The sequence below is a fragment of the Sphingobium sp. B11D3D genome, assembly GCF_025961755.1.
In the GTDB taxonomy this organism is placed as follows: domain Bacteria; phylum Pseudomonadota; class Alphaproteobacteria; order Sphingomonadales; family Sphingomonadaceae; genus Sphingobium.
The window spans coordinates 862,964-886,301 of sequence record NZ_JAOQOG010000001.1; the positions used below are offsets into that span (position 1 = coordinate 862,964).

Consider the following 23,338-nt stretch of genomic DNA (forward strand, 5'->3'; position numbering starts at 1 on the left):
CGCACGACTTTGGTGCAACCGCACAATCGGACCCGTTTTCGATGAAAGCGCAGGCGCGCGCGCTATCGTTACGTGCTCGCGCAGGGCCAGAATTCCTTCGACCGGCTCTATGGGAGGCAGCCGCAAGGCATTGTTCGCCGGCGCAAAATCTTGCCTCACGCGCGGTTGGTCACGGTGAATTCTGGCTTGCCAGACGGGCAGCGGTTCCGCAGGAGCGCAGATGCTGCGGGGGCGGTTCTCACCATTTGACCCTCGAAGACAGACCGACCAGCCTTCGGGGGAGAGATACATGGCGCAGTCCCATACAGACGGGCAGCGGATCGACATCGAGACCATTCTGGACCGGCCTTACGGGGCCTGGCGGTGGTACATCTTTGCGCTCTGCGGCATCGCCATGGCAATGGAGGGCTTCGACATGTACATGCTCGGGGCCATCGTGCCGGCTCTTGCTGCGGGTCTTGCTGTCGAGCCAGCGGCGATTTCCGCCGTGTTCGTGGCGCAGGGCATCGGCCTAGCCCTGGGCTATGCCTTCATCGCGCCGCTGGCAGATCGGGTTGGACGCAAGCCGATCGTCATTCTGTGCGTGCTCGGCTTCGGCCTCGTCACGCTTGTCACGGCCCTGGCATCGACCCTGACGGCGGTCTCGCTTCTGCGGCTGGTCGCCTTTGCGTTTTTCGGCGGCATCACGCCCAACATCATCGCAATGGTGGCGGAGATTTCGCCGCGCCACATCCGTCCCCGCCAGATCATTCTGGTCACCGCCTGCTTTGCATTCGGTTCGGCGATGGGCAGCGCGCTTGCGCCTCTCATTGTTCATCGGCTCGATTGGTGGGGCGCGTTTCTGGCGGGTGGCGCCGCACCGCTGCTGCTCCTGCCGGTGCTGATCTTCACCCTGCCTGAATCTCCCCGCTTTCTCGTCACCGCCGGGCGCAGCACCGCGCAAGTCAACCGCGTCCTGCGGCACATCACCCGCGAGGTCAGCGACACGGCCCATTATTTTCTCGATGAACCGCCAGCCGGGCGGGCGTCACTCAAGTCCGTCTTTGCCGAGGGGCGGCTGGCCATGACGCTCTTGTTCATGCTGGCGGGCGGCATGATGATGTTCGTCGGCAATGCCGTGGCCTCCTGGGCGCCGACCTTCTGGCACATGCAGGCCGGCTTCCCGATGGCGGATGCGGCAGCGTTGTTTGCCCTTTCCTCCGTCGGCGCGATCGTGTGGCCGTTCATCATGATCGCGCTGGTCGGCTGGATCGGCGTCAAGCGCACCCTGCTCTTCTGCTATTTCGCGGGCGGCACCTCGATGCTCGTCTACATGGTACAGCCGTTCACGCCGGCACTGGCCGCGTTCATGGCGATTGCCTTCGGCGCCTTCGTGGTCGGCTCGATCAGCGGGCTCTATGCTTTCATCTCCGCGGCCTATCCCACGCAGATCCGCTCCACGGCGCTTGGCTGGACGGCCGGGGCGGGGCGACTGCTCGCGATCATCGGGCCGGCGACCGGGGGCTGGCTGCTGGCGCAGGGTGTTGGGCCGTTCGGCGTGGCGCTGGCCTTCGGGCTGCCGCTGTTCATCGCCGGCATCGCCGTGGCGTTCGTCCGCAGCAAGGCATAGGACCACCATAGTGCTCCTGCGAAAGCAGGAGCCCAGGGCGCAAAAGCCGGGCCTTGCTGCCCTAGGCTCCTGCTTTCGCAGGAGCACTATGCTGATTAAACTGCCTCAGCCTTCCTGCAGGCGATCGAACCGCTCCCGATGCGCGTCGATCTCCTCGCGATGCATCTGCGCCCATTTGCCGAGCCGGATCGCCTCGCGGGCCAGCGAATGGCCGAGCGGGGTGAGGGCGTAATCCACCTGCGGCGGGGTCGTCGGGTGCACCGTGCGGTTGACCATGCCGTCTCGCTCCAGCGCGCGGAGCGTGCGGGTCAGCATCTGCTGCGAGATGCTGCTCACCTCCCGCCGGATCTGGTTGAAGCGCATCGTGCCGTCACCAAGAGCCGCAACCACCGGTAGCGTCCATCGATCGCCAAAGCGCGCGAGGGTCTGCGTGATCCGCATGCACTCCTTGTGCGATGTCACGGTGAGGCGGGTGGTGGTCATATCCATGTGACTAGGTCTCGAAAAAATGCGTTCTTGTTGGTTCTAGAGGTCCACCCTAGCTGGTTGCAAACAGAAACTGATCTTCCCGATCCGTCTCTCAAGAGCAATTTTACGAAAGGGCCGACCATGACCGTGTTGCATATCGATTCCAGCATTCAGGGCGAAAACTCCATCACCCGCCAGATTTCGGCAGCCATTGTCGAGCGCCTCAAGGCGGAGCAGCCCGGCGCGGACGTGCGCTATCGCGATCTCGCCGCCCAGCCGCTGCCGCACCTGACGCTGCCCGGCTTCGGCACGGACGAGGCGGCGGCTGTGCTGGCGGAATTCCTGGATGCGGACACGGTCGTGATCGGCGCACCGATGTACAATTTCACCATTTCCACCCAGCTCAAGGCGTGGATCGATCATATCGCGGTGGCCGGCAAGACCTTCCGCTATGACGAAAGCGGCAATGCCATCGGCCTGGCGGGTGACAAGCGCGTGATCGTCGCCCTCTCGCGTGGCGGCTTTTACGGTGCGGGCACGCCTGCAGCCGCTGTCGAACATGCGGCAAGCTATTTGCGCGCCGTCTTCGGCTTTATCGGCATCGCACCCGAATTCATCGTGACGGAAGGCGCTGCTGTCGGTCCCGAGCATCGCGCGGCCGGTATCGAGGCGGCGCTGGCCGCCGTCGATCAGCTTGAGCTGAAGGTGGCGGCCTGACCGGCCGCCTAACCCTTACCGCTCCGACAGATAATAACGGTCCTTCGCGGAAAGATCGTCGGCCAGCTCATAGACAATGGGCTGGCCGGTCGGGATTTCGAGGCCCGTAATCTCGTCGTCGGGGATGTTCGAGAGATGCTTGACCAGCGCGCGCAGTGAATTGCCATGCGCTGAAATGAGCACGCGCTTGCCGGCCTTCAGCTCGGGCGCGATCCGGCCCTCCCAATAAGGCAGCACGCGCGCGATGGTATCCTTGAGGCTCTCCGTCGCCGGGATGGCGATGCCGGCATAGCGCCGGTCCTTGCTCAGGTCGAATTCGCTGCCCGCCTCCAGTGGCGGCGGCGGCACGTCGAAGCTGCGGCGCCAGATCTTCACCTGCTCATCGCCATGCTTGGCAGCCGTCTCGGCCTTGTCGAGGCCGGTGAGGCCACCATAATGCCGCTCGTTAAGGCGCCAGTCCTTTTCGACGGGCAGCCAGAGCCGCTGCATTTCTTCAAGCGCCAGATTGAGCGTCTTGATCGCGCGGGTCTGCAGCGAGGTGAAGCACTGGTCGAAATCGAGGCCCTTGTCCCGCATCAGCGCGCCGGCCGCCTTGGCTTCGGCAGCGCCTTTCTCGGTCACGTCGACATCCCACCAGCCGGTGAAGCGGTTCTCCAGATTCCAGGCCGATTGGCCATGGCGGATGAGGACGAGGGTGGGCATGAGGTCTTATCTCCCGATCTTCGGCGGTTTTACCGTTATCGGGCCTGATAGCGGGATTTGGTGTAAGCGCAATCCGTTCGGGCGGGTCTTGAAGACGCGCAGAGAGGCTTCAGGCGTGCTCGAGCGTCGCGGCGTGGCCACGCGCTTGAAGCGCTTTCAGCATCGTCTGATAATGCTGCACATAGCTCTGATAGGCGGCTTTCTCATCCGGGTGCATCGCCGTCGTGGCCTGCGCTTCGAATTGCTGGATCTGGCTCTGGAGAAAGCCCGGATCCCACAACGTCTTCATCTCGTAAACTCCCATATTGCTGGCAGAAAACTGCGCCGGGGCCGGTTGGTTCCGGCAAAAGCGACCGGCTGCGTTAAATGTTGAGAAACCACCCGCGCGGGCTGTCTTTTCGGCCGGGATTGCTGCCGCAAGCGCCCTTGTCCGCCCGAGCACAATTCGCCATGGATGAGCGCATCATCCCATTGCAGCAAAGGAGCAGGAACCATGGCGATCACCCGCACTGTCCACCTTCATGAAGGCCCCGGCGGTCCCTTTGAATCAATGTTCGTCGGCGATGCGGATGCAGGCGATCAGCCGGGCGTGCTTCTGTTCCCCAACTTCATGGGCACCAAGGAGTGGGATTTCGCCAAGGCCGAGACGCTGGCGGCGCAGGGCTACAAGGTGCTGGTCGTCGACTATTACGGCCAGGGCAAGCGCGGTACGGACATGGAGAGTGCGGGCAAGCTGCTGCATGACCTGATGGCAGACCGGCAAGCGGTGAAGACCCGGCTGCTCGATGCCCTTGCGGAGCTGCGCGGGTTGCCGGGCGTGGATGGCAGCCGGATCGGCGCCATCGGCTTCTGCGCAGGCGGCAAATGCGTGCTCGATCTTGCGCGCGCCGGGGCGGACATCAAGGCCGGTGTCTCCTTCCACGGCGTCTACGACGCCCCGCCATTCCCCAACGCGCCGATCACCGCAAAGCTGATGATCTGCGACGGGTGGAACGACAATCTATGCCCGCCCGATGCCAAGCTGGCCCTGTGCAAGGAGCTGGCGGCTGCGGACGTGGACTTCCAGTTCACCACCTATAGTCGCACCGGCCACGCCTTCACCGCAGACGATGTGCCGCTGAATGCGGACCGGAGCTTCGGCTTCGAGCCAGAGACCAACCGCCGCAGCTGGCGCGCTGCGATGGCGTTTTTGGGCGATGAACTGGGGTGAAGCGAGAGCGCTGATCGCTCCCAATTTTCCGTCACCCCGGGCTTGACCCGGGGGCCAGCTTCCTTTCACGCCTCATCCCGTCAGGCGAACGTCCTAGGAAGAGTGAGCTGGACCCCGGGTCAAGCCCGGGGCGACGGTGGAGGAAGGCACAGTCCGGGCGCCCTGGTCCCGACCGTTCTCAAATATCCCCGACCATCTCCGCCAGCGTGGCGAGGCAGTCGCGCGCCAGTTGCATGGAGCGCTCCGGGCTCCAGCCCTGGGCGGTGTCCGGCAGGTCGTCATTGTCCTTGAACGGCATTTCCAGCGTCATCGCCACCGCGCCGTAGCGCTCTGCGATCTGGGCGGTTGCCATGGAGAGATTGGCCTTGCCCGGCCGCGCCTCGGGATAGCCAAGGCGAGTCTGGAAGTCGGGCGTGCGGATGGCCAGCGTGTCGCGATAGCGACGGAACAGTGCGAGCTGCGCGTCCTTGATCGAGGGAATGCCCTCGAACCCGGCGAGAAAGACGGCCGGGATTGCCTCGTCGCCATGCACGTCCATGGCGAAGGCGACGCCGGTTTCGTCCATGCGATTGCGTACGCAAAGCACTTCCGGCGCGCGGTCGGCTTGCGGCTCATGCCATTCGCGGTTGAGATTGATACCCCGGGCATTGGTGCGCAGATGGCCGCGAAAGGCGCCATCCGGGTTCATGTTCGGCACGATGTAGAAGCGACAGGCGGCAAGCAGAGCGCGGGCATGGGCATTGGTGGGGTCGGTGAGCATGTCGAGCGCGCCTTCCATCCACCATTCCGCCATCGTCTCACCGGGGTGCTGGCGCGCGATCAGCCAGACGGGTTTGTCGCCGCTCCCCAGTTCCAGGCAATCGATCGGGCGTCCGTCGAGGCTCTCGCCCAGTTGGCGCACGGTCACGCCCTCGCAGGCCGCTGCCTGCGCCACGAGATCGTGATGCCGCTCCTGCGAGTAGGGCGCGAAATAGGCGAACCATGCGGCAGCGCCGACGAGGGTGTAGGCGATGGTGAGGGTGCCGCCATCCACGCCCGGATCGTAGCGGCTGGCGGCGCGGCCCCAGCGCTCGCGATCTTCCGATACGCAGGCGGCATAACCGGGCCAGCCATCGGGATAAGCGGATTGCGCGAGGCCCGTGATGCGCAGGGTCAGGCGCGTGCCCGCCGGCGCGGCGGCGCGAAAGTGGAACCACTGGAAGAAATCGCTCTCATGGTCCTTGTGGATGGAGAGCGTTGCAATAGTGCCGTCGATCGCTTCGACGCGGATGTTGCCGCTATCGAAGCTGCTGTTGATGCGAAGGGGTGCGGTCATGGCACCGTGATAGTCTCGCCGGACGTGCCGGGGAAGCCCTGGAACAGCGCATCGGCAAGCCGACCGACCACGAGGCCGGGCTGGGCGGCCGGCGTGCCTTCCTTGGCCTGCGTCTCGGCACGACCTTCCCACACAACCACCTTGTCGCTCGCGCGGCGCAACTGCACGCGCATCCGGTTCACGACCACGGGCTTGGGTTTGCCGGAGAGATTGATCCCGATGCCAAGGCCGACGCCGCTGCCATAAGAACCGGTCGATCCGCCCACGCCGACGCTCACCGGGGAGCGTGCGGGCAGGGGCGCGATCGTTTCCCGCCCCATGTCCACAACCGCTTCATATTGCGCTGCCCCGGCACCGGATGCGCCGGGCTGGAGGGTAGAAAAGCCCGTCCGCGCCAGCGCCGCGCTCACGGCATTGGCGGCGGTGCGGAATTCGAGGCTGGCGCTATCGTCCGGATTTCCGGGCACGATGAGCACGGTGCCCTGCCGGGCGACGTCCGGCTGATGGAATCGGGTGACGTCGACAGGCCCGGTGGATGTCGCGCAGCCACCCAGGGCGAGCGCGCCGAGTACAATGGCCGCGATGCCGGCCTTGCGCGCGCCGAATCGCCGACGACCCTCGATGTAGGGAGTCGCCCGCCCATGGAGCGGCGGCATGGAAAAACTGCTCGTCATGGCCTTGCATCCCTTATCATCTGGCCATCTCTCTGAAATGGCGTCTCATCAGTCGAGTTTGCACCGGAAATGCTGCATGATGGCTTAACGATTGTTCAGGAAAGCGGTTGCCGACATGAGGGGACGGGGCTGCGCAAAACTTGCACCGCCGCCTTGACTTTCCGGAGGCTGACCCATAGAGGCGCGGCTTCGAATTTTCCGTCACCCAAGAATCATTTGGACCCGATCATGAAGATCCGCAACTCGCTCAAGTCGCTCAAGGACCGTCACCGGGACAACCGCGTGATCCGCCGTCGTGGGCGCACCTACGTCATCAACAAGACGCAGCGTCGCTTCAAGGCCCGCCAGGGCTGAAGACGCGCGGCGGGGCGCTTTCGCCCTGCCTCTGCCAATCAGGCGCCCGGTCAGTTGCTGGCCGGGCGTTTTGGCGTGTCCGTCACGGCTGATCTGTGGCTGCGCGTGTTCGCCAGCCGTCGATGAGAACATCCAGCGCCAGGATGAAGCTGTCCCGGTCCGCCTCGACCTGAACCGCTCGCAGCGTCGTCCAGCCCGTGACGAGCGCCTGGACGGACCGCTGTGCGACGGCGGCCATCTCCGCGCTCAGGCCGAGCGCGGTCAACTCCTTCACGATCTGGCCGATCAGATGGTTGCCAGCTCCCCGCTGCGCGCGGGTGACGGCAATGAGCTGACGCGCATCGCGTATGGATGTCTGCGCGTCCCATAAGGCGATGCCGAAATCATGCAGCCATGCCCACCAGCTTTCTGCCGGCGGCACCGAGTCAAGGCAGGCCTTGAAAATGGAGATGGACATGAGTGCGTGGAGGGCCTGCTTGTCCTCCACATGCCAGTAAAGCGATGAGACGCTGACGCTGAGCCGGGTGGCGATCTTCCGCAGGCTGACCGCCGCCAGCCCTTCTTCCTTCAGCAGCGCAATGGCTTCCTCGACGATCCCGTCCTGATCCAGCTTCGCGAATGACATGCTGCTCCCCTTGACAGTTTGCCGGTGAAAAAGCATCAATCGCTAAACGAACGATGTTCGATTAGGAGCGGGCCCCATGTATCCTTTCACCCCTGGCAGCTACGCGCCGCGCAACGGCTGGTACGTCGCCGCATTTGTGCGCGAAATCGGCGAGGATTTGCTCAGCCGGTGGATTCTCAACGAGCCGGTCGTTCTGTACCGCAAGGAAGATGGCACGGCCGTGGCGGTGGAGGGGCGCTGTCCGCACCGGCATTATCCCCTGGGCGCGAGCAAGCGCGTCGGCGATGCGATCCAATGCGGCTATCACGGCATCACCTTCGATTCATCTGGGGCCTGCACGATGGTGCCGAGCCAGAGCACCATTCCCGGTGTCTACCGGATCAAGAGCTACCCACTAATCGAGCGCGGGCTATGGGCGTGGATCTGGCCAGGCGATCCCGACAAGGCGGACGAGTCGCTCATCCCGACGCTGGACGAGATCGGCTTCAACATTCCCGGCATGATCCCGGATGCCTTTTATTCCATGCATGTGGATGGGCGCTATCAACTGCTCAACGATAATCTGCTGGACCTGAGTCATCTCGGCTATCTCCATGCCACATCGATCGGCACGCCCGATGATGCAGCGACGCCCGAAGTGCGTGACCTCAATGATCGCCGCTTGTCGAGCCGGCGGATCATGCGCGATACGCCGATGCCGCCTTATCATGATCGCAGCGTGCATGACGGGCTGGTCGATCGCATTTCCGGCATGGATTTCTTCTTCCCCGGCTTTCACGCAGGGATTGGCGAATCCCGCTATCCGCAGGGTCATGAGAAGGCCGGCGAGGTGCTCCACACCAGCCGGGTCTGGCATGCCGTCACGCCGGCGAAGAAGACCAGCTGCAACTACTTCTTTGCGATGAGCGCACCGTCACAGGCGCGGGTGGACGACGCCCGCCGGCGTCTCGAGCCTGTGCTGGATGAGGACAAGTTCGCGACCGAGGAAATCGAGAAGATCATTTCCACGCTGGACGTCCTCCCGCCCGAGCTGATGCTCAAAAGCGACGGAACGGCGGTGCAGGGGCGGCGTATCCTTCAGGCGATGATGGACCGCGAGAAGGCCGAGCTAGAGGGGGCCTGACCGTGAGCGGACGGCCCGCACGTCAGACGGCCAGCAGGTCGCGTTGATCGGGGTGGCGCTCGAAATAGGTGACGACGTAGCTGCACACCGGCCGGATCTTGAGGCCGCGTGCGCGCGCATCGTCGAGCAGCCCGGCGACGAGATCGGCCGCGACGCCCTTGCCGCGCAGCGCCGATGGCGTGAAGGTATGCGTGATCGCCAGCGTGTCGCCATCGCGCTCATAGGTGGCGAAAGCGATCTCGCCGTCCACTATGATCTCGTAGCGGTTGCGCTCGGCATTGTCCTGAACCGCGTGGGCCATGACCTGCTCCTTATTCTGCTGCCTCGGCAAAGGTGCTGCCGGGTCTTTTGGCAGCATACATCGCCATATCCGCGCGAGTAAGGGCGGAAAATTCCGTGTCGCCCTGTTCGAGGGCCGTCCAGCCGACAGAGATGGACAGCGGCAGCAGCACGCCTTCGTGCAAGCAGGCCGATTCCGCGATCATGCGCTGGAGCCGCCGGGTGGTTTCCTCCACGGCCTCAGGGTCAAGATCGTCCAGCAACAACGCGAACTCATCGCCCCCCATGCGGGCCGCGACATCTGTGGACCGCAATCCATTCGCGAGAAGGCGCGCCATATGCACCAGAGCGGCATCACCGGCGCCATGGCCAAAGCGATCGTTGATCCGCTTCATCGAGTTCACGTCGATGAACACCAGTGCGCATTTGCCTTCATGCCGTTCGAGCCGGTCCAGCCGATCCCGAAGGCAGTTCATGAAATGCCGCCGATTGTAGAGCGGAGTGAGCGTATCGCGAATGACGAGTCGTTCAAGTTCCTTGTTGGCGGTTTTAAGAAGGGACAGCTCCCGGCGGAGTATATCCAACTCCTGCTCAAGCGCTGAAATGTCAGGTGCGGGAAGATCGAGTGCGACCGTCCGCGCAGTGGCTTCCATCAAAGCTCTATCTCCTGTGCGCGACCGCAGCATGTAACCCTGTGCGCTGGGTATAGTTCCAAGCTTTGCCTTTGTGCACTGCGGAACCCGCGTTCCGCCGTATGATCAGAGCGTTTTGACCGGTTGTGCGCCATGGCGCTGGTGTCTATGGGCTGAGACTTAAAGAGAAGTTTCCGGCCGGCGTTCCCGTTGACGCTAGGCAGCACGAGGACGGGGCGGCAAAGAATGGCGAAAATCGGTGTGATCATGGGCTCGCAGTCCGACTGGGACACGATGCGCCATGCCGTCGATGTTTTGCAAGACCTTGAAATTGAATGTGAAACGCGGATCGTTTCGGCTCACCGCACACCGGATCGACTCGTCGATTATGCCAAGACGGCAGCAGGTCGAGGTCTGCACGTCATCATCGCCGGAGCCGGCGGAGCGGCCCATTTGCCGGGGATGGTCGCGGCCATGACTCGCGTGCCGGTGCTTGGTGTTCCGGTGCAGTCGGCGACCCTCTCCGGCCTCGATAGCCTGCTTTCGATCGTGCAGATGCCGGGGGGCATCCCGGTCGGTACGCTGGCCATCGGCAAAGCAGGCGCCAAGAACGCGGGTCTGCTCGCAGCTGCAATATTGGCGAACAGCGACGCGGCGCTCGCCGATCGGCTGGATGCATGGCGCGCGGCGCAAACGGATTCGGTGGCGAGCAGCCCGCAATGACCTCCCCCATGACGATTGCGCCCGGGTCGACCATCGGCATCGTCGGCGGCGGCCAGCTTGGCCGGATGATCGGCATGGCCGCGATCCAGCTTGGCTATCGGGTCCATATTTTCGCGCCTGAGGAGAGCGGCCCCGCGTCTGACATTGCAAGTGCGTGGACGCAGGCGCCCTATGAGGATGACGCCGCGCTCACCGCCTTCGCCGACGCGGTCGATATCATTACCTATGAATTCGAGAATGTGCCGAGCAACGCCGTTGCCTTGCTCGCCAAGCTCGGGCACGTCCGGCCCAATGCCCGCGCACTGGCGGTCGCGCAGGACAGGCTGCTCGAGAAGAGCTTCGTCGCCGGCCTTGGCGGACGGACGGCGCCCTATGCGCCCGTCTCCAGCGGCGCGGTGCTGCAGGATGCAATCGCGCGGATCGGCGCGCCCGCCATCCTCAAGACCACGCGCTTTGGCTATGACGGAAAGGGCCAGGTCCGCCTGATGAATGCGGCGCCCGAGACACTGGACAGCGCCTGGAACGCAATCGGCTGCAATCCGGCGGTGCTGGAAGGGTTCGTCACCTTCGACCACGAGTTTTCGGTGGTGCTCGTGCGCGGACAGGATGGCACCGTGCGCTTCTGGGATTCGCCGCATAATGTGCATGTCGACGGCATTCTCGCGACATCCACGCTGCCGGCTCCGGCGGTCGTGCTCGCGCAGGTGCCCGAAGCGCGGGCCATTGCCGCGCGGGTCGCCCAGGCTCTGGAATATGTTGGCGTGCTTACGCTGGAGTTCTTTGCCGGGGCCGCCGGGCCGATCTTCAACGAGATGGCGCCGCGTGTGCACAATAGCGGGCACTGGACCATTGAGGGCGCGGTCACCAGCCAGTTCGAGAACCATGTCCGCGCCGTCTGCGGCCTGCCGCTCGGATCGACGGCGCTCGCCGCGCCGGCCGTCTCCATGCAGAATCTGATTGGGGACGAGGCCAATGAGTGGGAAGCGATTCTCGCTGACGAGACCGCGCATCTCCATCTCTACGGCAAGAACGAAGCACGCCCCGGCCGCAAGATGGGCCATGTGACGCGCGTGCACACAAGCGATAGCGCGGCATGACGATGGACGCGCGTCCAGAAATCGTGCTGCTGCTCGCCCGCGCCGACAATGGCGTGATTGGCAGCGAGGGCGACATTCCCTGGCGGATCCCCGGCGATCTCAAGCGCTTCAAGGCCATGACCATGGGCACGCCCATGCTGATGGGGCGCAAGACCTTCGACAGCCTCCCCGGGCTGCTGCCGGGCCGTCGCCACATCGTGCTGACCCGCGACCGCGCGTGGCAGGCGGACGGCGCAGAGGTGGTCCACAGCGTCGATGAAGCCCTTGCCGCCGCGCAAGCGCCGGTGCTGTCGGTGATTGGCGGTGCGGAAGTCTATCGGCTGTTCGAACCGCTGGCCGACCGGCTGGAGATCACGCAGGTACATCTCTCGCCGCCGGGCGACGCGCGCATCGATGCGCCCGATCCCGCCCGGTGGGAAGAGACGATGCGCGAGGATCACCCGGCGGAGGGCGCAGTCGCCGCCTTCGGCTACCGCACATTCCTGCGGCGCGGAGCCTGATCGCGGTGCGCATGCGAGCCGCCATCGGGGCTGGCGCCCGCGCGTCGCTCCCCCTATAGGCGCCCGCCATGGAACGGATCAGCAGCGATCAGCCGATACCGGCACATTTGCGCGGTGCCATCATTGCCCTCGGCAATTTCGACGGTTTTCACCGGGGCCATCAGGCCGTGGTCGGCCGGGCCGTGGAGCTGGCCCGCGCGCAGGGCCGCCCCGCCATTGTCGCGACCTTCGATCCGCATCCTATGCGGCTGTTCCGGCCGGATGCGCCTTTCTTCCGCCTGACCACGCTCGATCAGCGCGAGCGCCTGTTCGGCGAGGCGGGCGCGGATGCCATGCTGGTCTTCCACTTCACCGCTGAGCTGGCCTCGCACAGCGCGGAGGACTTCGTGGCCATGCTGGCGACCGAGCTGGGCGCGGCCGGCGTGGTGACCGGCGAGGACTTCACCTTCGGGCGCGGGCGCTCGGGCACTGTCGCGGCTCTGCGCACGCTTGGCGCGGTGCACGGCTTGGCCGCCGAGGCCGTGGCGCCGGTGCGCGACGAGCAGGGCGAGATCATCTCCTCCAGCCGCGTGCGCGAGGCCTTGCTGGCCGGCGATTGCGCCACGGCGACGGGCCTCCTCACCCGGCCTTTCGCGATTGCCGGCGAAGTCATCGACGGGGACAAGCGCGGCCGCACCATCGGCTTCCCGACCGCCAATATGGAGATGGGCCATTATCTGCGCCCGGCTTATGGCATCTATGCCGTGCGTGCGCGATTGCCCGATGGCCGAATCGTCTGCGGGGCGGCCAATCTCGGCATTCGCCCGACCTTTGTGCCGCCGCGCGAGTTGCTGGAGACCTATTTGTTCGATTTCTCCGGCAGCCTCTACGGCCAGACGCTGGAGATCGCCCTCATCGAGTGGTTGCGCGGCGAGCGCAAGTTCGACAGTCTGGATGCGCTGGTCGAGCAGATGAGTGCCGATGTCGTGCGGGCGCGGATCATCCTCGGGGCCTAATCATGCCTTGTCACCGCGCAGGTCTCCGGCAAGACTTGCGCTGACAAGGAGAGGCCACGGATGACCCAACAGAACAGCACTGCCCCGACCATCGACCGCGCACCGACTATCGAAACGCCCAAGCTGATCCTGCGAGCGTTTCGTGCGGCCGATGCCGAGCCCTTGTGCGCGGCCATGGCGGACGATGACTTCGCGCGGTTCATCACCAAGGAAGGGCGCGGCCTCACCTATGGCGAAAGCTGGCAACGCTTCTGCAGTCTCGCCGGCCATTGGGTGGCGCGCGGCTATGGCAATTTCGCGGTGGAAGACAAAGCGAGTGGGGCATTCATCGGCCATGTCGGGCCGATGAACCCGCCGGGCTGGCCGGCGTTCGAGATCGGCTGGTGCATCTTCCCGTCCGCGCAAGGCAAGGGCTATGCAGCGGAGGCGGCAGCCGCCGCGTTCCGATGGTCGCACGAGGCCCTTGGCCAGAGTGAGACGCTGCACATGATCGCCGATGACAATGTGCCGAGCCAGAAGGTCGCCCAGGCCCTGGGCGCCGAGCCGGGTGAGATCTGGACGCCCTTCTGGCCGGATGCCAAGCCGGTACGCCAATGGTGCACGCGCTGGGAGGCTTTTACCCGGTCGCCGGCCTACGCGCGGCTGGAGGGGCGATAGGACGCCCCGCGCGGCTTAGCGTTTGCCCCACCAGAAGGTGTAGCCGAGCGCCAGACCGCCAGAAAACTGGTCGCGCGCGCCATAGGCCCGCACAACGGGCGAATCGGCGGCATCGCCAACGAGCCGGTCGTACCGCGCATAGCCATGGAGGCTCCAGCGCGCATCGAGCTGGCGGATCAGACCGGCAGCGGCGCCGACGGACTGAACGCCGCCATTCGCCTCGAACACCGGCAAGCCCGAGGCGGTGGCTTGCGCGGGCGACACCCCAAACCAAGTGCGCTGGTGCTTGCCGCTGCCGAGCGTCACGCGCGGGCCGACCGACACCAGCCAACGGTCGCCGTCGCGCATGATCCAGTCGGCACTGACCGATCCGACGAGCGCCTCGTGCCCGGTCACGCCCTGGCGCAGATCGGCGCGCAGGCGGAAGGAAGGGGCGAGAAACATCTGCACGAACCCACCGAGTTCCAGCGAGCGATTGACCTTGACGAAGCCGGGAACCTCGTCCGCCTTTCGCTTGCCTTCCACGGCCATGGATGGGCCGACCTCGAAACCGCCGACGCTCACGACCGGGATGCCGAAGCTCTCGTCCGGCGCCTCGAACTCGAATGGTTCATTCCCGCGCGCAATGTCGCCTTCCAGAAAGGGCCGGACGGACAGGCTGTCTGAACCGGGGAAGCTGGGCTGGATTTCCGGCCCGATGGCGATGCGCACGCGGCGCGGTTCCTTCTCCTTTGCGGAGGCGGTCGCCGCGAAGGCGCCGAGCGTGAGCCCGAGCGCCAGCGCCAGCGCGACAGGACGGGCGAAGGGAGCAGATGGCGGGCAGAAAGGCATCAGGCGCAGGCCTCCGGTTTTGGGGTGACGGTCAGTCTGGCCCGGCCATGCGCCGGATCAAAGCCGTTTCGACCTCGGGTGAGTGGTCGCGGCGGTCGTTTGGTTGCGACTTGCCTTGTCGCTGGCTCTAGCGGCTCGTCTGCGGGTTGGGCAAGCGCAGGAACAGCAGGATGGAAACGCCAAGGCCGGCAGCGGCCACCCAGAGCGGGGTATTATATCCGCCAGTGGCGTCGGCCAGCGCGCCAACCCAGAGCGGGCCAAGCCCCGCCAGCAGCATGAAGCTGGCATATTGCACGGCGTACAGCGCGCCATAATGGGTGATGCCAAAGTAGCGGGCGGTCAGATAGCCGATGAGGTCGGCTTCCGCGCCCATGGCCGTGCCAAGCGCGATGGCGCCGACCCATGCGAGGGTTGCGCCGCCGGTCGCCAGCGCGATGCACCCCAGCGCGCACAAGGCGCAGCAGGCCGCCGCAATGCGTGGCGCAGGCACCCGATCTGCCAGCCAGCCGACAACGACCCGGCTGACGATCACGGAGCCGCCGATGAGCCCCGCCAGCGATCCGGCGGTGCGGGCATCCAGGCCGGATTCCCGCAGCATCGGGACGAAATGGGGCAGCAAGCCGGCAAAGGAGAGCGCCATCATGCCGAAGGATGCCAGCACCAGCAGGTAGAGGGGCGAGCGCATCTGGGCGCGGGCCATGCCGCCTGCGCGATCGGGCGTTCGGGGGCTGCGGAGGTTGGGCAGGCTGAGCGCCGGGATGACACCTATCGCGGCAATGGCGGCGAGCGCCAAATAGCCGGCCTGCCAACCCCGTTCTGCCACAATGATGGCCAGAACAGGCGGCACGATGGCGGCGGAAATGCCGATGCCCACCTGCGTCAGGCCGAGCGCCAGTCCGCGGGCACGATCGAAGACGGCATTGACGGCGCGTGTGTAGGCAACGGGTGACGAACAGGCAGCCAGCAGGCCTATACCTGCCATCACGCTCATATAGCCGGCGACCGAATGGACGACGATCCCGAGCAGCGCGAATCCGCCGCTCAGCGCCAGTGAGCCGGCGACGGCAGGCCAGCGCGGGCCGACGCGGTCGATCAGCCAGCCGGCGATGGGCAGAGCGATCGCCAGCGCCACCGTCGCCAGGAAGAAGGCGGCGCCCAGCGTCGTGCGGCTGAGGCCGATCGCGCTCTCAAGATCTTTCGCAAAGATGCCCGCCGAATAGGTCAGCAGTCCCGCAATCCCCAGCCCCGACCCGCAGGCGGCGGCGAGGACCACCGGCCAACCATGGCGGAACTCGGACGGGGATGCCGGCGTGCTCACGCGGTGGCTGTCTCGGCCATGGTGGTCGCGCGAGCGCGGCGATAGGCGAGCCAGAGGAAGACGCAGCCCAGCAGCGGAGCCACCGTCACGGCAGACATGGCATAGCGCAGCGATTCCGTGCCGAACTGCGGCGTCAGCGCATCACTGGCCGCGCCGACCACGAGCGGCGCCAGCGCCGAGCCGATGATCCCGGAGGAGGCCAGCAGCAACATCGACGCCACCGCGCGGGTCTGTGGCGTGGCCAGCCCCATGGCGGCGGAGAAGCAGGGGGTGATGCCGCTGGAGAGCAGGAAGTTCATGATCGCCGCCGCGCCCAGCGTGAGAGCCAGCGACGGCGCGAAGCAGAAGGCGATGAAGAAGGGGATGGACAGGGGCAGCGCAATCAGGGGCACCATGAGGCTGTCGATCTCCCGCCCGTGCTTCTTGGTGAAGTAGCTGGCCATGAAACCGGACGCAATGGCGCCGGCGATGCCGCCCAAGCCGACCGAGGGCGCGATGAGGGCGCCCACTTCGGCAAGGCTGACGCCATGGCTGCGCAGCAGGAACGCCGGCGCCCACACCGGCAGCACGCCCGCGCCCATCGCCGAGATCCCCATGCCGACCGCGAGCATGCGGAAGCCCGGCACGTCGAGCAGGAAGCGGATGGATTGGGGGAGGTTGCGCATGCCGATATCCGCCGCATCCGGCTCGTCATGCATACCACGCGGTGGTTCCTTCATGGTCAGCGCGAGCAGCAGCACGAAGGCGAGGCCCGCGCCGCCGCAGATGAAGAACATCGTCCGCCAGCCGAATATCGCGGCCAATATCCCCGCCGCGATCGACCCGCCGACGATGCCGACGAAGGCGCTCGACTGATAGATGCCCAGCGCGCGCGGCCGCCGATCCTTGGGATACAGGTCGGCAATGACGGAGATGGCGACCGGAAAGGCCGTCGCCTCGCCGACACCGACCAGAACCCGGGTGAGCGCCAGCGACACAAAGCCTTCCGCAAGGCCGGTCAGCGCCGTGGCGCCGGACCAGATGGCGACGCCGAGCAGCAGGATTTTCTTGCGATTGCCATGGTCCACCCACCGGGCGATGAAGATGCCGATGATGAGGTTGAACAGCACGAAGGCCGTGCCGGAGACAAGGCTCATGGCCGTGTCGCTCAGTTGTAGATCGGCCTTCACCGGATCGACGACGATGCCGAGCAGCGCCCGGTCGGCATAGTTGAACACATTGCTCACGAAGAGCAGGAACAGAGTATAGCCGGGCACCCAGGCCCCGCCGTGCTGCGTCTTCGTCACCGTCTTCTCTCCTGATCGGCCCTGCCTCTTGTGGGAGGTCTGCTTTGTGCGGTGGCCTTGATGGTGGTGGTCGTGCGTGGCTGGGTCAGCTCTTGTCGGCAGTCTCCAGTCCCAGCAGTTCAGCGGCGTTGAGGCCGAGGATCTTGCGCTGCTCCTCGTCGCTCAGGCGGGCGTGGAAGCCCACCGGATCGGGCTCGGACATGTCGAAGGGATAGTCGGTCCCCAGGCACAGCTTGTCCGCGCCATGAGTGCGCACGAGGCTGTCGAGCTGGTCCTGATCGAACACCAGCGTATCCAGCCACAGCTTGCGCAGATAGCTGGAGGGCTCGTGCTGGCAATGCTCGCTGCAATCGCCGCGCGCGCGCCAGCCATGGTCCATCCGGCCCCAATAGCCGGGCATATAGCCGCCGCCATGGGCCACGCAGATGCGCAGCCCCGGATAGCGATCCAGCACCCCACCGAAGATCAGATGACCCACGGCCAGCGTCGATTCCAGCGGATTGCCGATGAGGTTGTTGAAATAATATTCGCTCATCCGGTTGGCATGGGTGAAGCCCAGCGGGTGGATGAAGAGCAGGATGCCCAGCTCCTCGGCAGCAGCGAAGAACGGCCGAAACTCCTCGGCATGGAAATCGCGGCCATTGACGTTGGAGCTGATCTCGATGCCGCGCAGATCGAGTTCGCGCACGCAGCGGCGCATTTCTTCGACGGCAAGGCCGACATCCTGCAACGGCACGGTGCCCATGCCGACCAGCCTGTCAGGGTGCTGTGCGACCGCGGCCGCCATGCCGTCGTTGACGGTGCGTGCCGCTTCCCGCGCGACATCGGCATCGGCATAATAGAAATATTGGCCGGGGCTGGGGCTGATCGCCTGCACGTCGATGCCGAGCCGATCCATATCGGCCAGCCGCTGGTCGAGCGTATTGAGCGTGCGGCCCATCGTGGCGAACTGGGCGCGATTGACCTCGCTCGTTTTCGCACTGGTGAAATCGTTGATGCCGGGCGGCGGGCCGGGGTGGCGCGCCTGCACGATGGCGTCGGCAGCGGGAATGCCGAGGTGGCAATGGATGTCCACCACCAGATGCTTGCCGCGCGCGGCGACCTTGATGGGCTGGCGGTCGCCGCAGGTGGTGATGGTCATGCGTTTGCTCCTGCGGGATGAATGGTGCCGCTGCACGGGCCGAAGCCGATGGGCACATAGCCTTCCGCCACGGCGCGGCCCCTGAGGGTGAGGGTGTCGCCATCCTCCAGCCAGCGGCGGGTCGTGCCGTCGGGCAGGTCGATGGTCTCGCCATCGCGCAGCACGATCTCGGCGAGGCAGCCGCGTGCTTCCTGCGCGGCGCCCGAGACGGTGCCGGTCGCGATCAGGTCGCCCGCTTCCAGCGGTGCCCCGTTGGAGGCCTGATGCGCGACCATCTGTGCCAGCGTCCAATAGAGTTCGGCGAGACTGCTGCGCACGATGCGGGCGCTCGATCCTGCCGCATTGGCGAAGTCGGCGGTGAGTTCGATGTTGATGCCGCCTGCCGCGCGATCCTGCGCGTCGAGCAGATGGGCGGCGACCGCCGGCTCGTCGCCCGGCCGACCGCGCGCGGCCACGCGGAAGGGCGCGAGCGCTTCCATCGTCACGATCCACGGGCTGATCGTGGTGAGGAAGCTCTTGCCCAGATGCGGCCCCAGAATGGACTCGAAGAACTGGATGCCGCGCGCCGACCAGTCATTGACGAGACAGCAGCCGAACATGAGGTCTTCCGCCTGCGCCACGCTGATGCGCTGCCCGAGCGGATTGCCGCCGCGCAGCCACACGCCGAATTCCAGCTCGAAATCGAGCATCGGTTCCGGCGCGAACTGGACGTTGCCGCTGCCGGGCGGGGCTTCAAACTGGCCCTGCGGCCGGACGACCGGCGTGCCGTCTTCCCGCACGGAACTGGCGCGGCCGTTATAGGCAACCGGCAGCGAGAGCGCGGCCAGCGGCGGCGCCTTCTGCGCCATCCGCGCGATATGATCGTAGGATGTGCAGAAATCCGTGAAGGCCGTGGGCTTGAGCGGCATCAGCAGCTCCGCCTCGGCCATCGGCACCAGCATGGTCTGGAGTTGCTGCCGGTCGCCCGGCCCATCGGCGCGGAACAGGTCGGAGAGGCGGGCGCGCAGGGCGCTGACTGATGCCGGGCTGGCGGCCAACAGGGGCGCGAGCGATGGGCCGGCCATGGCCGCCGCAGCCTCCGCCGCGTCGCCATCCAGCAGGGCGGCGGCGTGGAGCTGGGGTACATCGATGATGTACGCACCCAGCGCCACACCGCCGCGCGTCACCCCCCGGTGACGGAACAGGCCAAAGGGCAAATTCTGGATCGGGAAATCGTTGTCCGCCGCGTTTGCGCTTTCGACCCAGCTCTTGCGCTGCGGGTCGTGCGTCGCGTTGATCTCAATGGGCATGGTCGCACCCTTCTGCATGGCTTTGCATTTCATGATGGTAGCGGCCCATCGCGCCGAACAGATCGCGCTGCTGCTCCGGCGTGAACTGCGCCCCCCATTGCTTGTAGAGCGAGAAGACGTTGGCGACGATCCGCTCGGGGTCGCTCCAGCCGCGGAACTCCTGCATGTTGATGTCGCGCGCGGCTTCCTCATAGGAAAGGCCAGCCTCGAACCGCTCGCGCGATTCATCGCGGACATATTCGAAATAAGCCTGCATGTTGCGGACGGCCGTCGTGTCCGTGATCGGACCGTGGCCGGGCACCACCACCTGCGGATCAAGATCGACGATATATTGGCAGGCGGCGATCCAGTTCTCGACCGGGCCGGCCCACATGATCGGATGCCCCTCGTTAAACAGCAGGTCGCCTGTGAACACCACGCGATCCTGCGGCACCCACACGATCGTGTCGGAATCCGTGTGTGCCGGGCCGAGGTCGATCAGCGAGACCGCCTTGGAGCCGACATTGAGATCGAGCCGCCCGTCGAAGGTGCGGTTCGGCAGCGTCAGTTCATCCACGCCGGAGAAATCGAACTTGCGGCCCATGGTCTCATAGAGAAACGCGCCGGTGTCGCCCATCTCGGTGTAGACGTTCTTCAGGTTGGCGAGCATCTTCGGGTTGAAGCCGGCCATTTCCTTCTTGGCTTCGTTGGTGCCGATGATCTCCGCATCCGCCACCAGGCCATTGCCGAAGAAATGATCGGGGTTGGCATGGGTGTTGACCAGCCGGTCGATCTTCGCGGCTTCCGGCACCTTGGCCTTGAACCGGTCCAGCATCTCGCGCGTCAGCGGCACGCTCATCAGCGTATCGACCAGCAATGTCTCGCCGTCGCTGGCGATCAGGCCCGCATTGGACCAGCCCCACGTGCCGTCCGGCTGAACATAGCCATAGAGGCCATTGCCGATGTCATGAATGCCTTGGGTGAAAGGCCAGTTGGCCATCCGTCTCTCCTGTCGATATCCGTCAAAGCTTAGCGATTGCGCGCGGTCCAGCAATTCCTATTTGCAGGAATATATTTTTCGCGCCAAGCGTAGCATCATGGGTGAAGCGAAAAAACCGCGCAAAAGGGGGCAGGGCCGGCCGGCTGAAAATGGGGTTGGGCGCGAGGTCGTACTGCAAACGGCGGAACGGCTTGTGAAGGAGCATCCGCCCGAGCGCATCTCGATTGCGATGATCGCGCGGGAAGCGGGCGTGGACCCGGCGCTGGTGCGCTATTACTTCAAGGACCGCAGCAACCTGCTGCTGGCGGTTGCGACCTCGATGATGGACCGGGTGCCCTATAGCGCCCGCGATCCGCGCCCGGCGCATGAAGTGGTGGAAGACAATATTCGCCGCACGGCGCGGTTCACCCGCTCCAACCGGCATATCCACCGGCTGATGGTCGACGAGTTGGCCGACGCGAAATCGTCCGACGTGGGCGAGCGCCTCGGTGACATGAACCGCGAGGCTGTCGCCTGGCTGGGCGAGGTGCTCGCGCGGGACTCCAGTTCGATCAGGGACGTCGATCCCGCCCTGCTTCACGTCGCGGTCCTCGGACTGTTCGACTTCTTTGCGACGGCAGAGCCGGTGGTCAGGCAGCTCTTCCCGGCAGATATCGCTGCCGAGGAGCTGACCAGCCGATATGAGGAGTTCGTCGTCGACCTGCTGATGAACGGCCTGCGGCCCCGCACCTAGCTGGCGCCTTCCGCGACGCAGCGGTTGCGCTGGGTGCCAAGGCCAGTGATCGTGCCTTCCATCTCGTCGCCCGGCTGCAGGAACACGCCGAAGGCGGAGCCATTGCCATAAGGCGAGCCGGTGCAGATCACGTCGCCCGGCATCAACTCCACGCGGTCGGAGAGATAGGCGATCTGCCGCTCGATGCTGACCATCATGTCGCGCGTCGACTCATTCTGGTAGACCTTACCGTTGACCGACAGGGTGATCGTCAGATCATAGGGATCGGCGACATACTGCCGGGGCACGATCATCGGGCCGAAGGGCAGGAAGGTCGGGAAGCATTTGCCCGAGAGCCAGTCGGCGCCCAGCCCGCCGGCATCGCGGCGAAAAATCTGCTCGCGCGCGGTGACGTCGTTGACCACCACGAAGCCGGCGACATGGTCCATGGCCTGCGCGGCGGAGACATGGCGGGCCGGCTTGCCGATCACCACGCCCAGTTCCAGCTCCCAGTCCGGCTTGATGACGTTGCGCGGCAGCACCACGGCATCGCGCGGACCGACCACGCAGGAGGGCAGCTTGATGAAGCAATAGGGTTCCGCCTGCGCGCGGGCGTCCATCATCTCCTCGACTTTGCGGCGGCGCTCGTCGTCGCTCATCGCCTCGGCATCGGCCGTGCGCATCGAGGGGTCGCCCATGACAAGGCCGACGACATGCTTCTTGTAGTTGGCGCCGGTGCAGAACACCTGCCCGGGGCGATAGGGCGCCCGCACATCCGCCTCGGCAAAGCTCTGCGCACCGGCAAAGGCCGCCTCGTCAGCGGCCCAGCGCTCGATCTGCGGCAGGATCTCGTCCCACGCCGCCAGAAGGCCGGGCAGGTCGCGCTGCTCGCCCCAATGGGCCAGCGGGACGAAGCGATCGTCGCGGACGAGCACGGCAGCCGTGCCCACTGTCGCCAAACCAACCGTCATCAATAGGGCTCCTTGAGTTTCTGCATCGTTCCGCCGAGCATCTTGTTGGCATCTACCTGATTGCCGCCGGCCATCTCGATTTCGCCGATCCGCACCGAGTTTTCCACGACCATGCGGGCGCGCTCGAACCGGCGCACGCCAAAGGCGGTCAGTGCGGCTTCGACATCGTCGGTCTTCGCCAGTTCATCGGCGAGCACGAGGCCATCCTCGGCAGCGAGGCCGGCGCCCGAGGCCATATGCGGCGTGGTCGCATGGGCGGCATCGCCGATCACCACCACGCGCCCCTTGTGCCAGGGCAGGGGCAGGAGCTGCCATTCGAGCGGGCGGTAATTGACCAGCGAGTCTTCGCCAAGGCTTTCCCGGATCTTGACGATGTCCCCGCCATAAGGCGCGAGCAACTCAGCGACGCGCGCCAGCATGTCCTCATCGGCATACCAGGGATTGTCGGGCACATGCTCGAGGATGAATGCGTAGAGTTTATCCTGCGAGATCGGGTTGAGGCCGAGCTTAACCGGGCCGCCGATATACATTTCGGCGCCGTCCAGCCCCTCGGGCCGGTCGGCGACGATGCGCCAGCAGCCCTGACCGGTGAACTGCGGAGCCGGCGCATCGGGGAACAGGGTCTTGCGCGTCTTGGACTGGATGCCATCGGCCGCCACGACCAGATCGACAGTGCGCTCGGTGCCGTCCGACAAGGCGACGGTCACCCCGGCGCCGCTCTCCCTGAACCCGCGCGGTTCGACGCCCAGCGTCACGGTGACGTCGGCCTTGCGAACATGCTTCTGCAAGATGGCATGAAGCACCGGGCGCATGATGCCGCCGCTCGAATCGATGGGAGCGAGCCCGGCATGGCGCGGCGTTTCCATCACCACCGCGCCGTCCGGCGTGCGCAAGCGGAAGCCTGTGCCGACAAAGCCCTGCTCGCGGATTTCGTCCAGAATGCCGAGGTCATCGAACGCCCGTAAGGACAGCCCGGTGACGCTGATGCCGGCGCCATAAGCGCGCCATTGCGGGTCGATATCGATCAGTTCCACGGCGACGCCGCGTTTGGCGAGCGACAGGCTCGCGCTCATGCCACCGACGCCGCCGCCGACGACCAATGCTGTACGGATCATGCTGTAAGCGCCTTTC

General features: G+C 65.5%; 27 protein-coding genes. 11 read left to right on the forward strand and 16 right to left on the reverse strand.

All coding sequences use genetic code 11. The annotated features are described in order from the left end of the window. Nucleotides 1-289 precede the first annotated feature (289 nt). Entirely contained in the window at nt 290-1,609 is a 1,320-nt protein-coding gene (locus tag M2334_RS04060; RefSeq protein ID WP_264593948.1) for an MFS transporter, read from the forward strand. A gap of 105 nt (nt 1,610-1,714) precedes the next feature. On the opposite strand, the gene M2334_RS04065 is transcribed toward M2334_RS04060, so the two are convergent. Beyond that, nucleotides 1,715-2,092: a helix-turn-helix domain-containing protein gene (locus M2334_RS04065; RefSeq protein WP_319801104.1), complete on the reverse strand. Its 378-nt coding sequence runs from the start codon at nt 2,090-2,092 to the stop codon at nt 1,715-1,717. Between the two features lie 126 nt (nt 2,093-2,218). On the opposite strand from M2334_RS04065, the gene M2334_RS04070 reads away from it, so the two are divergent. Then, a complete protein-coding gene (locus M2334_RS04070; RefSeq protein ID WP_264593949.1) occupies nt 2,219-2,794 on the forward strand; it encodes an FMN-dependent NADH-azoreductase in 576 nt (191 codons plus the stop codon). A gap of 15 nt (nt 2,795-2,809) precedes the next feature. Here M2334_RS04070 and gpmA read toward each other — a convergent pair whose 3' ends face one another. Both gpmA and M2334_RS04080 read right to left on the reverse strand, forming a co-directional pair. Further along, a complete protein-coding gene (gene gpmA, locus M2334_RS04075; protein ID WP_264573500.1) occupies nt 2,810-3,496 on the reverse strand; it encodes a 2,3-diphosphoglycerate-dependent phosphoglycerate mutase in 687 nt (228 codons plus the stop codon). Between the two features lie 109 nt (nt 3,497-3,605). After that, nucleotides 3,606-3,785: a hypothetical protein gene (locus M2334_RS04080; RefSeq protein ID WP_264575083.1), complete on the reverse strand. Its 180-nt coding sequence runs from the start codon at nt 3,783-3,785 to the stop codon at nt 3,606-3,608. 204 nt (nt 3,786-3,989) lie between these two features. Here M2334_RS04080 and M2334_RS04085 point away from each other — a divergent pair, with 204 nt between their 5' ends. Continuing rightward, nucleotides 3,990-4,706, forward strand: a complete 717-nt coding sequence (locus M2334_RS04085) for a dienelactone hydrolase family protein (protein ID WP_264593950.1) — start codon at nt 3,990-3,992, stop codon at nt 4,704-4,706. A 178-nt stretch (nt 4,707-4,884) separates the two neighbouring features. Here M2334_RS04085 and M2334_RS04090 read toward each other — a convergent pair whose 3' ends face one another. Further along, the gene (locus tag M2334_RS04090) at nt 4,885-6,021 is read right to left on the reverse strand and encodes a M14-type cytosolic carboxypeptidase (RefSeq protein ID WP_264593951.1); all 1,137 of its coding nucleotides are present in this window, start codon (nt 6,019-6,021) and stop codon (nt 4,885-4,887) included. Then, nucleotides 6,018-6,695 (reverse strand): DUF4136 domain-containing protein, encoded by a 678-nt coding sequence (locus M2334_RS04095; RefSeq protein WP_264593952.1) that lies wholly within the window; start codon nt 6,693-6,695, stop codon nt 6,018-6,020. The genes M2334_RS04090 and M2334_RS04095 overlap by 4 nt, the downstream gene beginning before the upstream one ends. Before the next feature lie 228 nt (nt 6,696-6,923). Here M2334_RS04095 and ykgO point away from each other — a divergent pair, with 228 nt between their 5' ends. After that, nucleotides 6,924-7,049, forward strand: a complete 126-nt coding sequence (ykgO, locus tag M2334_RS04100) for a type B 50S ribosomal protein L36 (protein WP_008069451.1) — start codon at nt 6,924-6,926, stop codon at nt 7,047-7,049. Between the two features lie 82 nt (nt 7,050-7,131). Here the strand turns inward: ykgO and M2334_RS04105 are convergent, their stop codons facing one another. Then, complete coding sequence (locus M2334_RS04105; protein ID WP_264573495.1) at nt 7,132-7,674, reverse strand: TetR family transcriptional regulator; 543 nt, start codon at nt 7,672-7,674, stop codon at nt 7,132-7,134. 76 nt (nt 7,675-7,750) lie between these two features. Between M2334_RS04105 and M2334_RS04110 the strand changes: the two genes are divergently transcribed. After that, complete coding sequence (locus M2334_RS04110) at nt 7,751-8,797, forward strand: aromatic ring-hydroxylating dioxygenase subunit alpha (protein WP_264593953.1); 1,047 nt, start codon at nt 7,751-7,753, stop codon at nt 8,795-8,797. Nucleotides 8,798-8,819: 22 nt separating this feature from the next. Here M2334_RS04110 and M2334_RS04115 read toward each other — a convergent pair whose 3' ends face one another. Then, nucleotides 8,820-9,098 (reverse strand): GNAT family N-acetyltransferase, encoded by a 279-nt coding sequence (locus M2334_RS04115; protein WP_264593954.1) that lies wholly within the window; start codon nt 9,096-9,098, stop codon nt 8,820-8,822. 10 nt (nt 9,099-9,108) lie between these two features. Continuing rightward, complete coding sequence (locus tag M2334_RS04120; protein WP_264571176.1) at nt 9,109-9,729, reverse strand: GGDEF domain-containing protein; 621 nt, start codon at nt 9,727-9,729, stop codon at nt 9,109-9,111. Between the two features lie 225 nt (nt 9,730-9,954). On the opposite strand from M2334_RS04120, the gene purE reads away from it, so the two are divergent. The 5 genes from purE to M2334_RS04145 all read left to right on the forward strand — a co-directional run bounded on the left by purE (nt 9,955) and on the right by M2334_RS04145 (nt 13,680). Further along, nucleotides 9,955-10,431, forward strand: a complete 477-nt coding sequence (gene purE, locus M2334_RS04125; protein ID WP_181560491.1) for a 5-(carboxyamino)imidazole ribonucleotide mutase — start codon at nt 9,955-9,957, stop codon at nt 10,429-10,431. Between the two features lie 8 nt (nt 10,432-10,439). Then, the gene (locus M2334_RS04130; protein ID WP_264604839.1) at nt 10,440-11,528 is read left to right on the forward strand and encodes a 5-(carboxyamino)imidazole ribonucleotide synthase; all 1,089 of its coding nucleotides are present in this window, start codon (nt 10,440-10,442) and stop codon (nt 11,526-11,528) included. 2 nt (nt 11,529-11,530) lie between these two features. Beyond that, complete coding sequence (locus M2334_RS04135; protein ID WP_264604840.1) at nt 11,531-12,028, forward strand: dihydrofolate reductase; 498 nt, start codon at nt 11,531-11,533, stop codon at nt 12,026-12,028. 68 nt (nt 12,029-12,096) lie between these two features. Next, nucleotides 12,097-13,023, forward strand: a complete 927-nt coding sequence (locus tag M2334_RS04140; protein ID WP_264604841.1) for a bifunctional riboflavin kinase/FAD synthetase — start codon at nt 12,097-12,099, stop codon at nt 13,021-13,023. 60 nt (nt 13,024-13,083) lie between these two features. Continuing rightward, nucleotides 13,084-13,680 carry a GNAT family N-acetyltransferase gene (locus M2334_RS04145; RefSeq protein ID WP_264585654.1) on the forward strand — a complete coding sequence of 199 codons (597 nt, stop codon included), beginning with the start codon at nt 13,084-13,086 and terminating at the stop codon, nt 13,678-13,680. A 15-nt stretch (nt 13,681-13,695) separates the two neighbouring features. Here M2334_RS04145 and M2334_RS04150 read toward each other — a convergent pair whose 3' ends face one another. From M2334_RS04150 to M2334_RS04175, 6 genes are all read right to left on the reverse strand, one after another. After that, nucleotides 13,696-14,511 carry a MipA/OmpV family protein gene (locus tag M2334_RS04150; protein WP_264604842.1) on the reverse strand — a complete coding sequence of 272 codons (816 nt, stop codon included), beginning with the start codon at nt 14,509-14,511 and terminating at the stop codon, nt 13,696-13,698. 127 nt (nt 14,512-14,638) lie between these two features. Next, entirely contained in the window at nt 14,639-15,829 is a 1,191-nt protein-coding gene (locus tag M2334_RS04155; RefSeq protein ID WP_264604843.1) for an MFS transporter, read from the reverse strand. Continuing rightward, entirely contained in the window at nt 15,826-17,115 is a 1,290-nt protein-coding gene (locus tag M2334_RS04160; RefSeq protein ID WP_264604844.1) for a spinster family MFS transporter, read from the reverse strand. Before M2334_RS04160 ends, M2334_RS04155 begins: the two co-directional genes overlap by 4 nt. An 85-nt stretch (nt 17,116-17,200) precedes the next feature. Next, nucleotides 17,201-18,256: an amidohydrolase family protein gene (locus M2334_RS04165; RefSeq protein WP_264604845.1), complete on the reverse strand. Its 1,056-nt coding sequence runs from the start codon at nt 18,254-18,256 to the stop codon at nt 17,201-17,203. Further along, nucleotides 18,253-19,563 carry a fumarylacetoacetate hydrolase family protein gene (locus M2334_RS04170; protein ID WP_264604846.1) on the reverse strand — a complete coding sequence of 437 codons (1,311 nt, stop codon included), beginning with the start codon at nt 19,561-19,563 and terminating at the stop codon, nt 18,253-18,255. Before M2334_RS04170 ends, M2334_RS04165 begins: the two co-directional genes overlap by 4 nt. Further along, nucleotides 19,535-20,524, reverse strand: coding sequence for an MBL fold metallo-hydrolase (locus M2334_RS04175; protein WP_264587754.1), 990 nt, complete (start codon nt 20,522-20,524; stop codon nt 19,535-19,537). Before M2334_RS04175 ends, M2334_RS04170 begins: the two co-directional genes overlap by 29 nt. Nucleotides 20,525-20,621: 97 nt before the next feature. Here M2334_RS04175 and M2334_RS04180 point away from each other — a divergent pair, with 97 nt between their 5' ends. Then, entirely contained in the window at nt 20,622-21,257 is a 636-nt protein-coding gene (locus tag M2334_RS04180; protein WP_181560480.1) for a TetR/AcrR family transcriptional regulator, read from the forward strand. Here M2334_RS04180 and M2334_RS04185 read toward each other — a convergent pair. Together M2334_RS04185 and M2334_RS04190 are read right to left on the reverse strand one after the other, a co-directional pair. After that, nucleotides 21,254-22,207, reverse strand: a complete 954-nt coding sequence (locus M2334_RS04185; RefSeq protein WP_181560479.1) for a fumarylacetoacetate hydrolase family protein — start codon at nt 22,205-22,207, stop codon at nt 21,254-21,256. The two genes, M2334_RS04180 and M2334_RS04185, sit on opposite strands and share 4 nt — an antisense overlap. After that, the gene (locus M2334_RS04190) at nt 22,207-23,322 is read right to left on the reverse strand and encodes an FAD-dependent oxidoreductase (RefSeq protein WP_264604847.1); all 1,116 of its coding nucleotides are present in this window, start codon (nt 23,320-23,322) and stop codon (nt 22,207-22,209) included. Before M2334_RS04190 ends, M2334_RS04185 begins: the two co-directional genes overlap by 1 nt. Nucleotides 23,323-23,338 lie beyond the last annotated feature (16 nt).

Coding starts and splice junctions, on each gene's coding strand:
- M2334_RS04060 (WP_264593948.1), top strand. CDS start 290: ATGGCGCAGTCCCATACAGACGGGCAGCGGATCGACATCGAGACCATT.
- M2334_RS04085 (WP_264593950.1), top strand. CDS start 3,990: ATGGCGATCACCCGCACTGTCCACCTTCATGAAGGCCCCGGCGGTCCC.
- M2334_RS04070 (WP_264593949.1), top strand. CDS start 2,219: ATGACCGTGTTGCATATCGATTCCAGCATTCAGGGCGAAAACTCCATC.
- M2334_RS04140 (WP_264604841.1), top strand. CDS start 12,097: ATGGAACGGATCAGCAGCGATCAGCCGATACCGGCACATTTGCGCGGT.
- M2334_RS04135 (WP_264604840.1), top strand. CDS start 11,531: ATGGACGCGCGTCCAGAAATCGTGCTGCTGCTCGCCCGCGCCGACAAT.
- M2334_RS04190 (WP_264604847.1), bottom strand. CDS start 23,322: ATGATCCGTACAGCATTGGTCGTCGGCGGCGGCGTCGGTGGCATGAGC.
- M2334_RS04170 (WP_264604846.1), bottom strand. CDS start 19,563: ATGCAGAAGGGTGCGACCATGCCCATTGAGATCAACGCGACGCACGAC.
- ykgO (WP_008069451.1), top strand. CDS start 6,924: ATGAAGATCCGCAACTCGCTCAAGTCGCTCAAGGACCGTCACCGGGAC.
- M2334_RS04120 (WP_264571176.1), bottom strand. CDS start 9,729: ATGGAAGCCACTGCGCGGACGGTCGCACTCGATCTTCCCGCACCTGAC.
- M2334_RS04065 (WP_319801104.1), bottom strand. CDS start 2,092: ATGACCACCACCCGCCTCACCGTGACATCGCACAAGGAGTGCATGCGG.
- M2334_RS04090 (WP_264593951.1), bottom strand. CDS start 6,021: ATGACCGCACCCCTTCGCATCAACAGCAGCTTCGATAGCGGCAACATC.
- M2334_RS04110 (WP_264593953.1), top strand. CDS start 7,751: ATGTATCCTTTCACCCCTGGCAGCTACGCGCCGCGCAACGGCTGGTAC.
- M2334_RS04145 (WP_264585654.1), top strand. CDS start 13,084: ATGACCCAACAGAACAGCACTGCCCCGACCATCGACCGCGCACCGACT.
- M2334_RS04115 (WP_264593954.1), bottom strand. CDS start 9,098: ATGGCCCACGCGGTTCAGGACAATGCCGAGCGCAACCGCTACGAGATC.
- gpmA (WP_264573500.1), bottom strand. CDS start 3,496: ATGCCCACCCTCGTCCTCATCCGCCATGGCCAATCGGCCTGGAATCTG.
- M2334_RS04130 (WP_264604839.1), top strand. CDS start 10,440: ATGACGATTGCGCCCGGGTCGACCATCGGCATCGTCGGCGGCGGCCAG.
- purE (WP_181560491.1), top strand. CDS start 9,955: ATGGCGAAAATCGGTGTGATCATGGGCTCGCAGTCCGACTGGGACACG.
- M2334_RS04185 (WP_181560479.1), bottom strand. CDS start 22,207: ATGACGGTTGGTTTGGCGACAGTGGGCACGGCTGCCGTGCTCGTCCGC.
- M2334_RS04150 (WP_264604842.1), bottom strand. CDS start 14,511: ATGCCTTTCTGCCCGCCATCTGCTCCCTTCGCCCGTCCTGTCGCGCTG.
- M2334_RS04175 (WP_264587754.1), bottom strand. CDS start 20,524: ATGGCCAACTGGCCTTTCACCCAAGGCATTCATGACATCGGCAATGGC.
- M2334_RS04180 (WP_181560480.1), top strand. CDS start 20,622: ATGGGTGAAGCGAAAAAACCGCGCAAAAGGGGGCAGGGCCGGCCGGCT.
- M2334_RS04095 (WP_264593952.1), bottom strand. CDS start 6,695: ATGACGAGCAGTTTTTCCATGCCGCCGCTCCATGGGCGGGCGACTCCC.
- M2334_RS04165 (WP_264604845.1), bottom strand. CDS start 18,256: ATGACCATCACCACCTGCGGCGACCGCCAGCCCATCAAGGTCGCCGCG.
- M2334_RS04080 (WP_264575083.1), bottom strand. CDS start 3,785: ATGAAGACGTTGTGGGATCCGGGCTTTCTCCAGAGCCAGATCCAGCAA.
- M2334_RS04105 (WP_264573495.1), bottom strand. CDS start 7,674: ATGTCATTCGCGAAGCTGGATCAGGACGGGATCGTCGAGGAAGCCATT.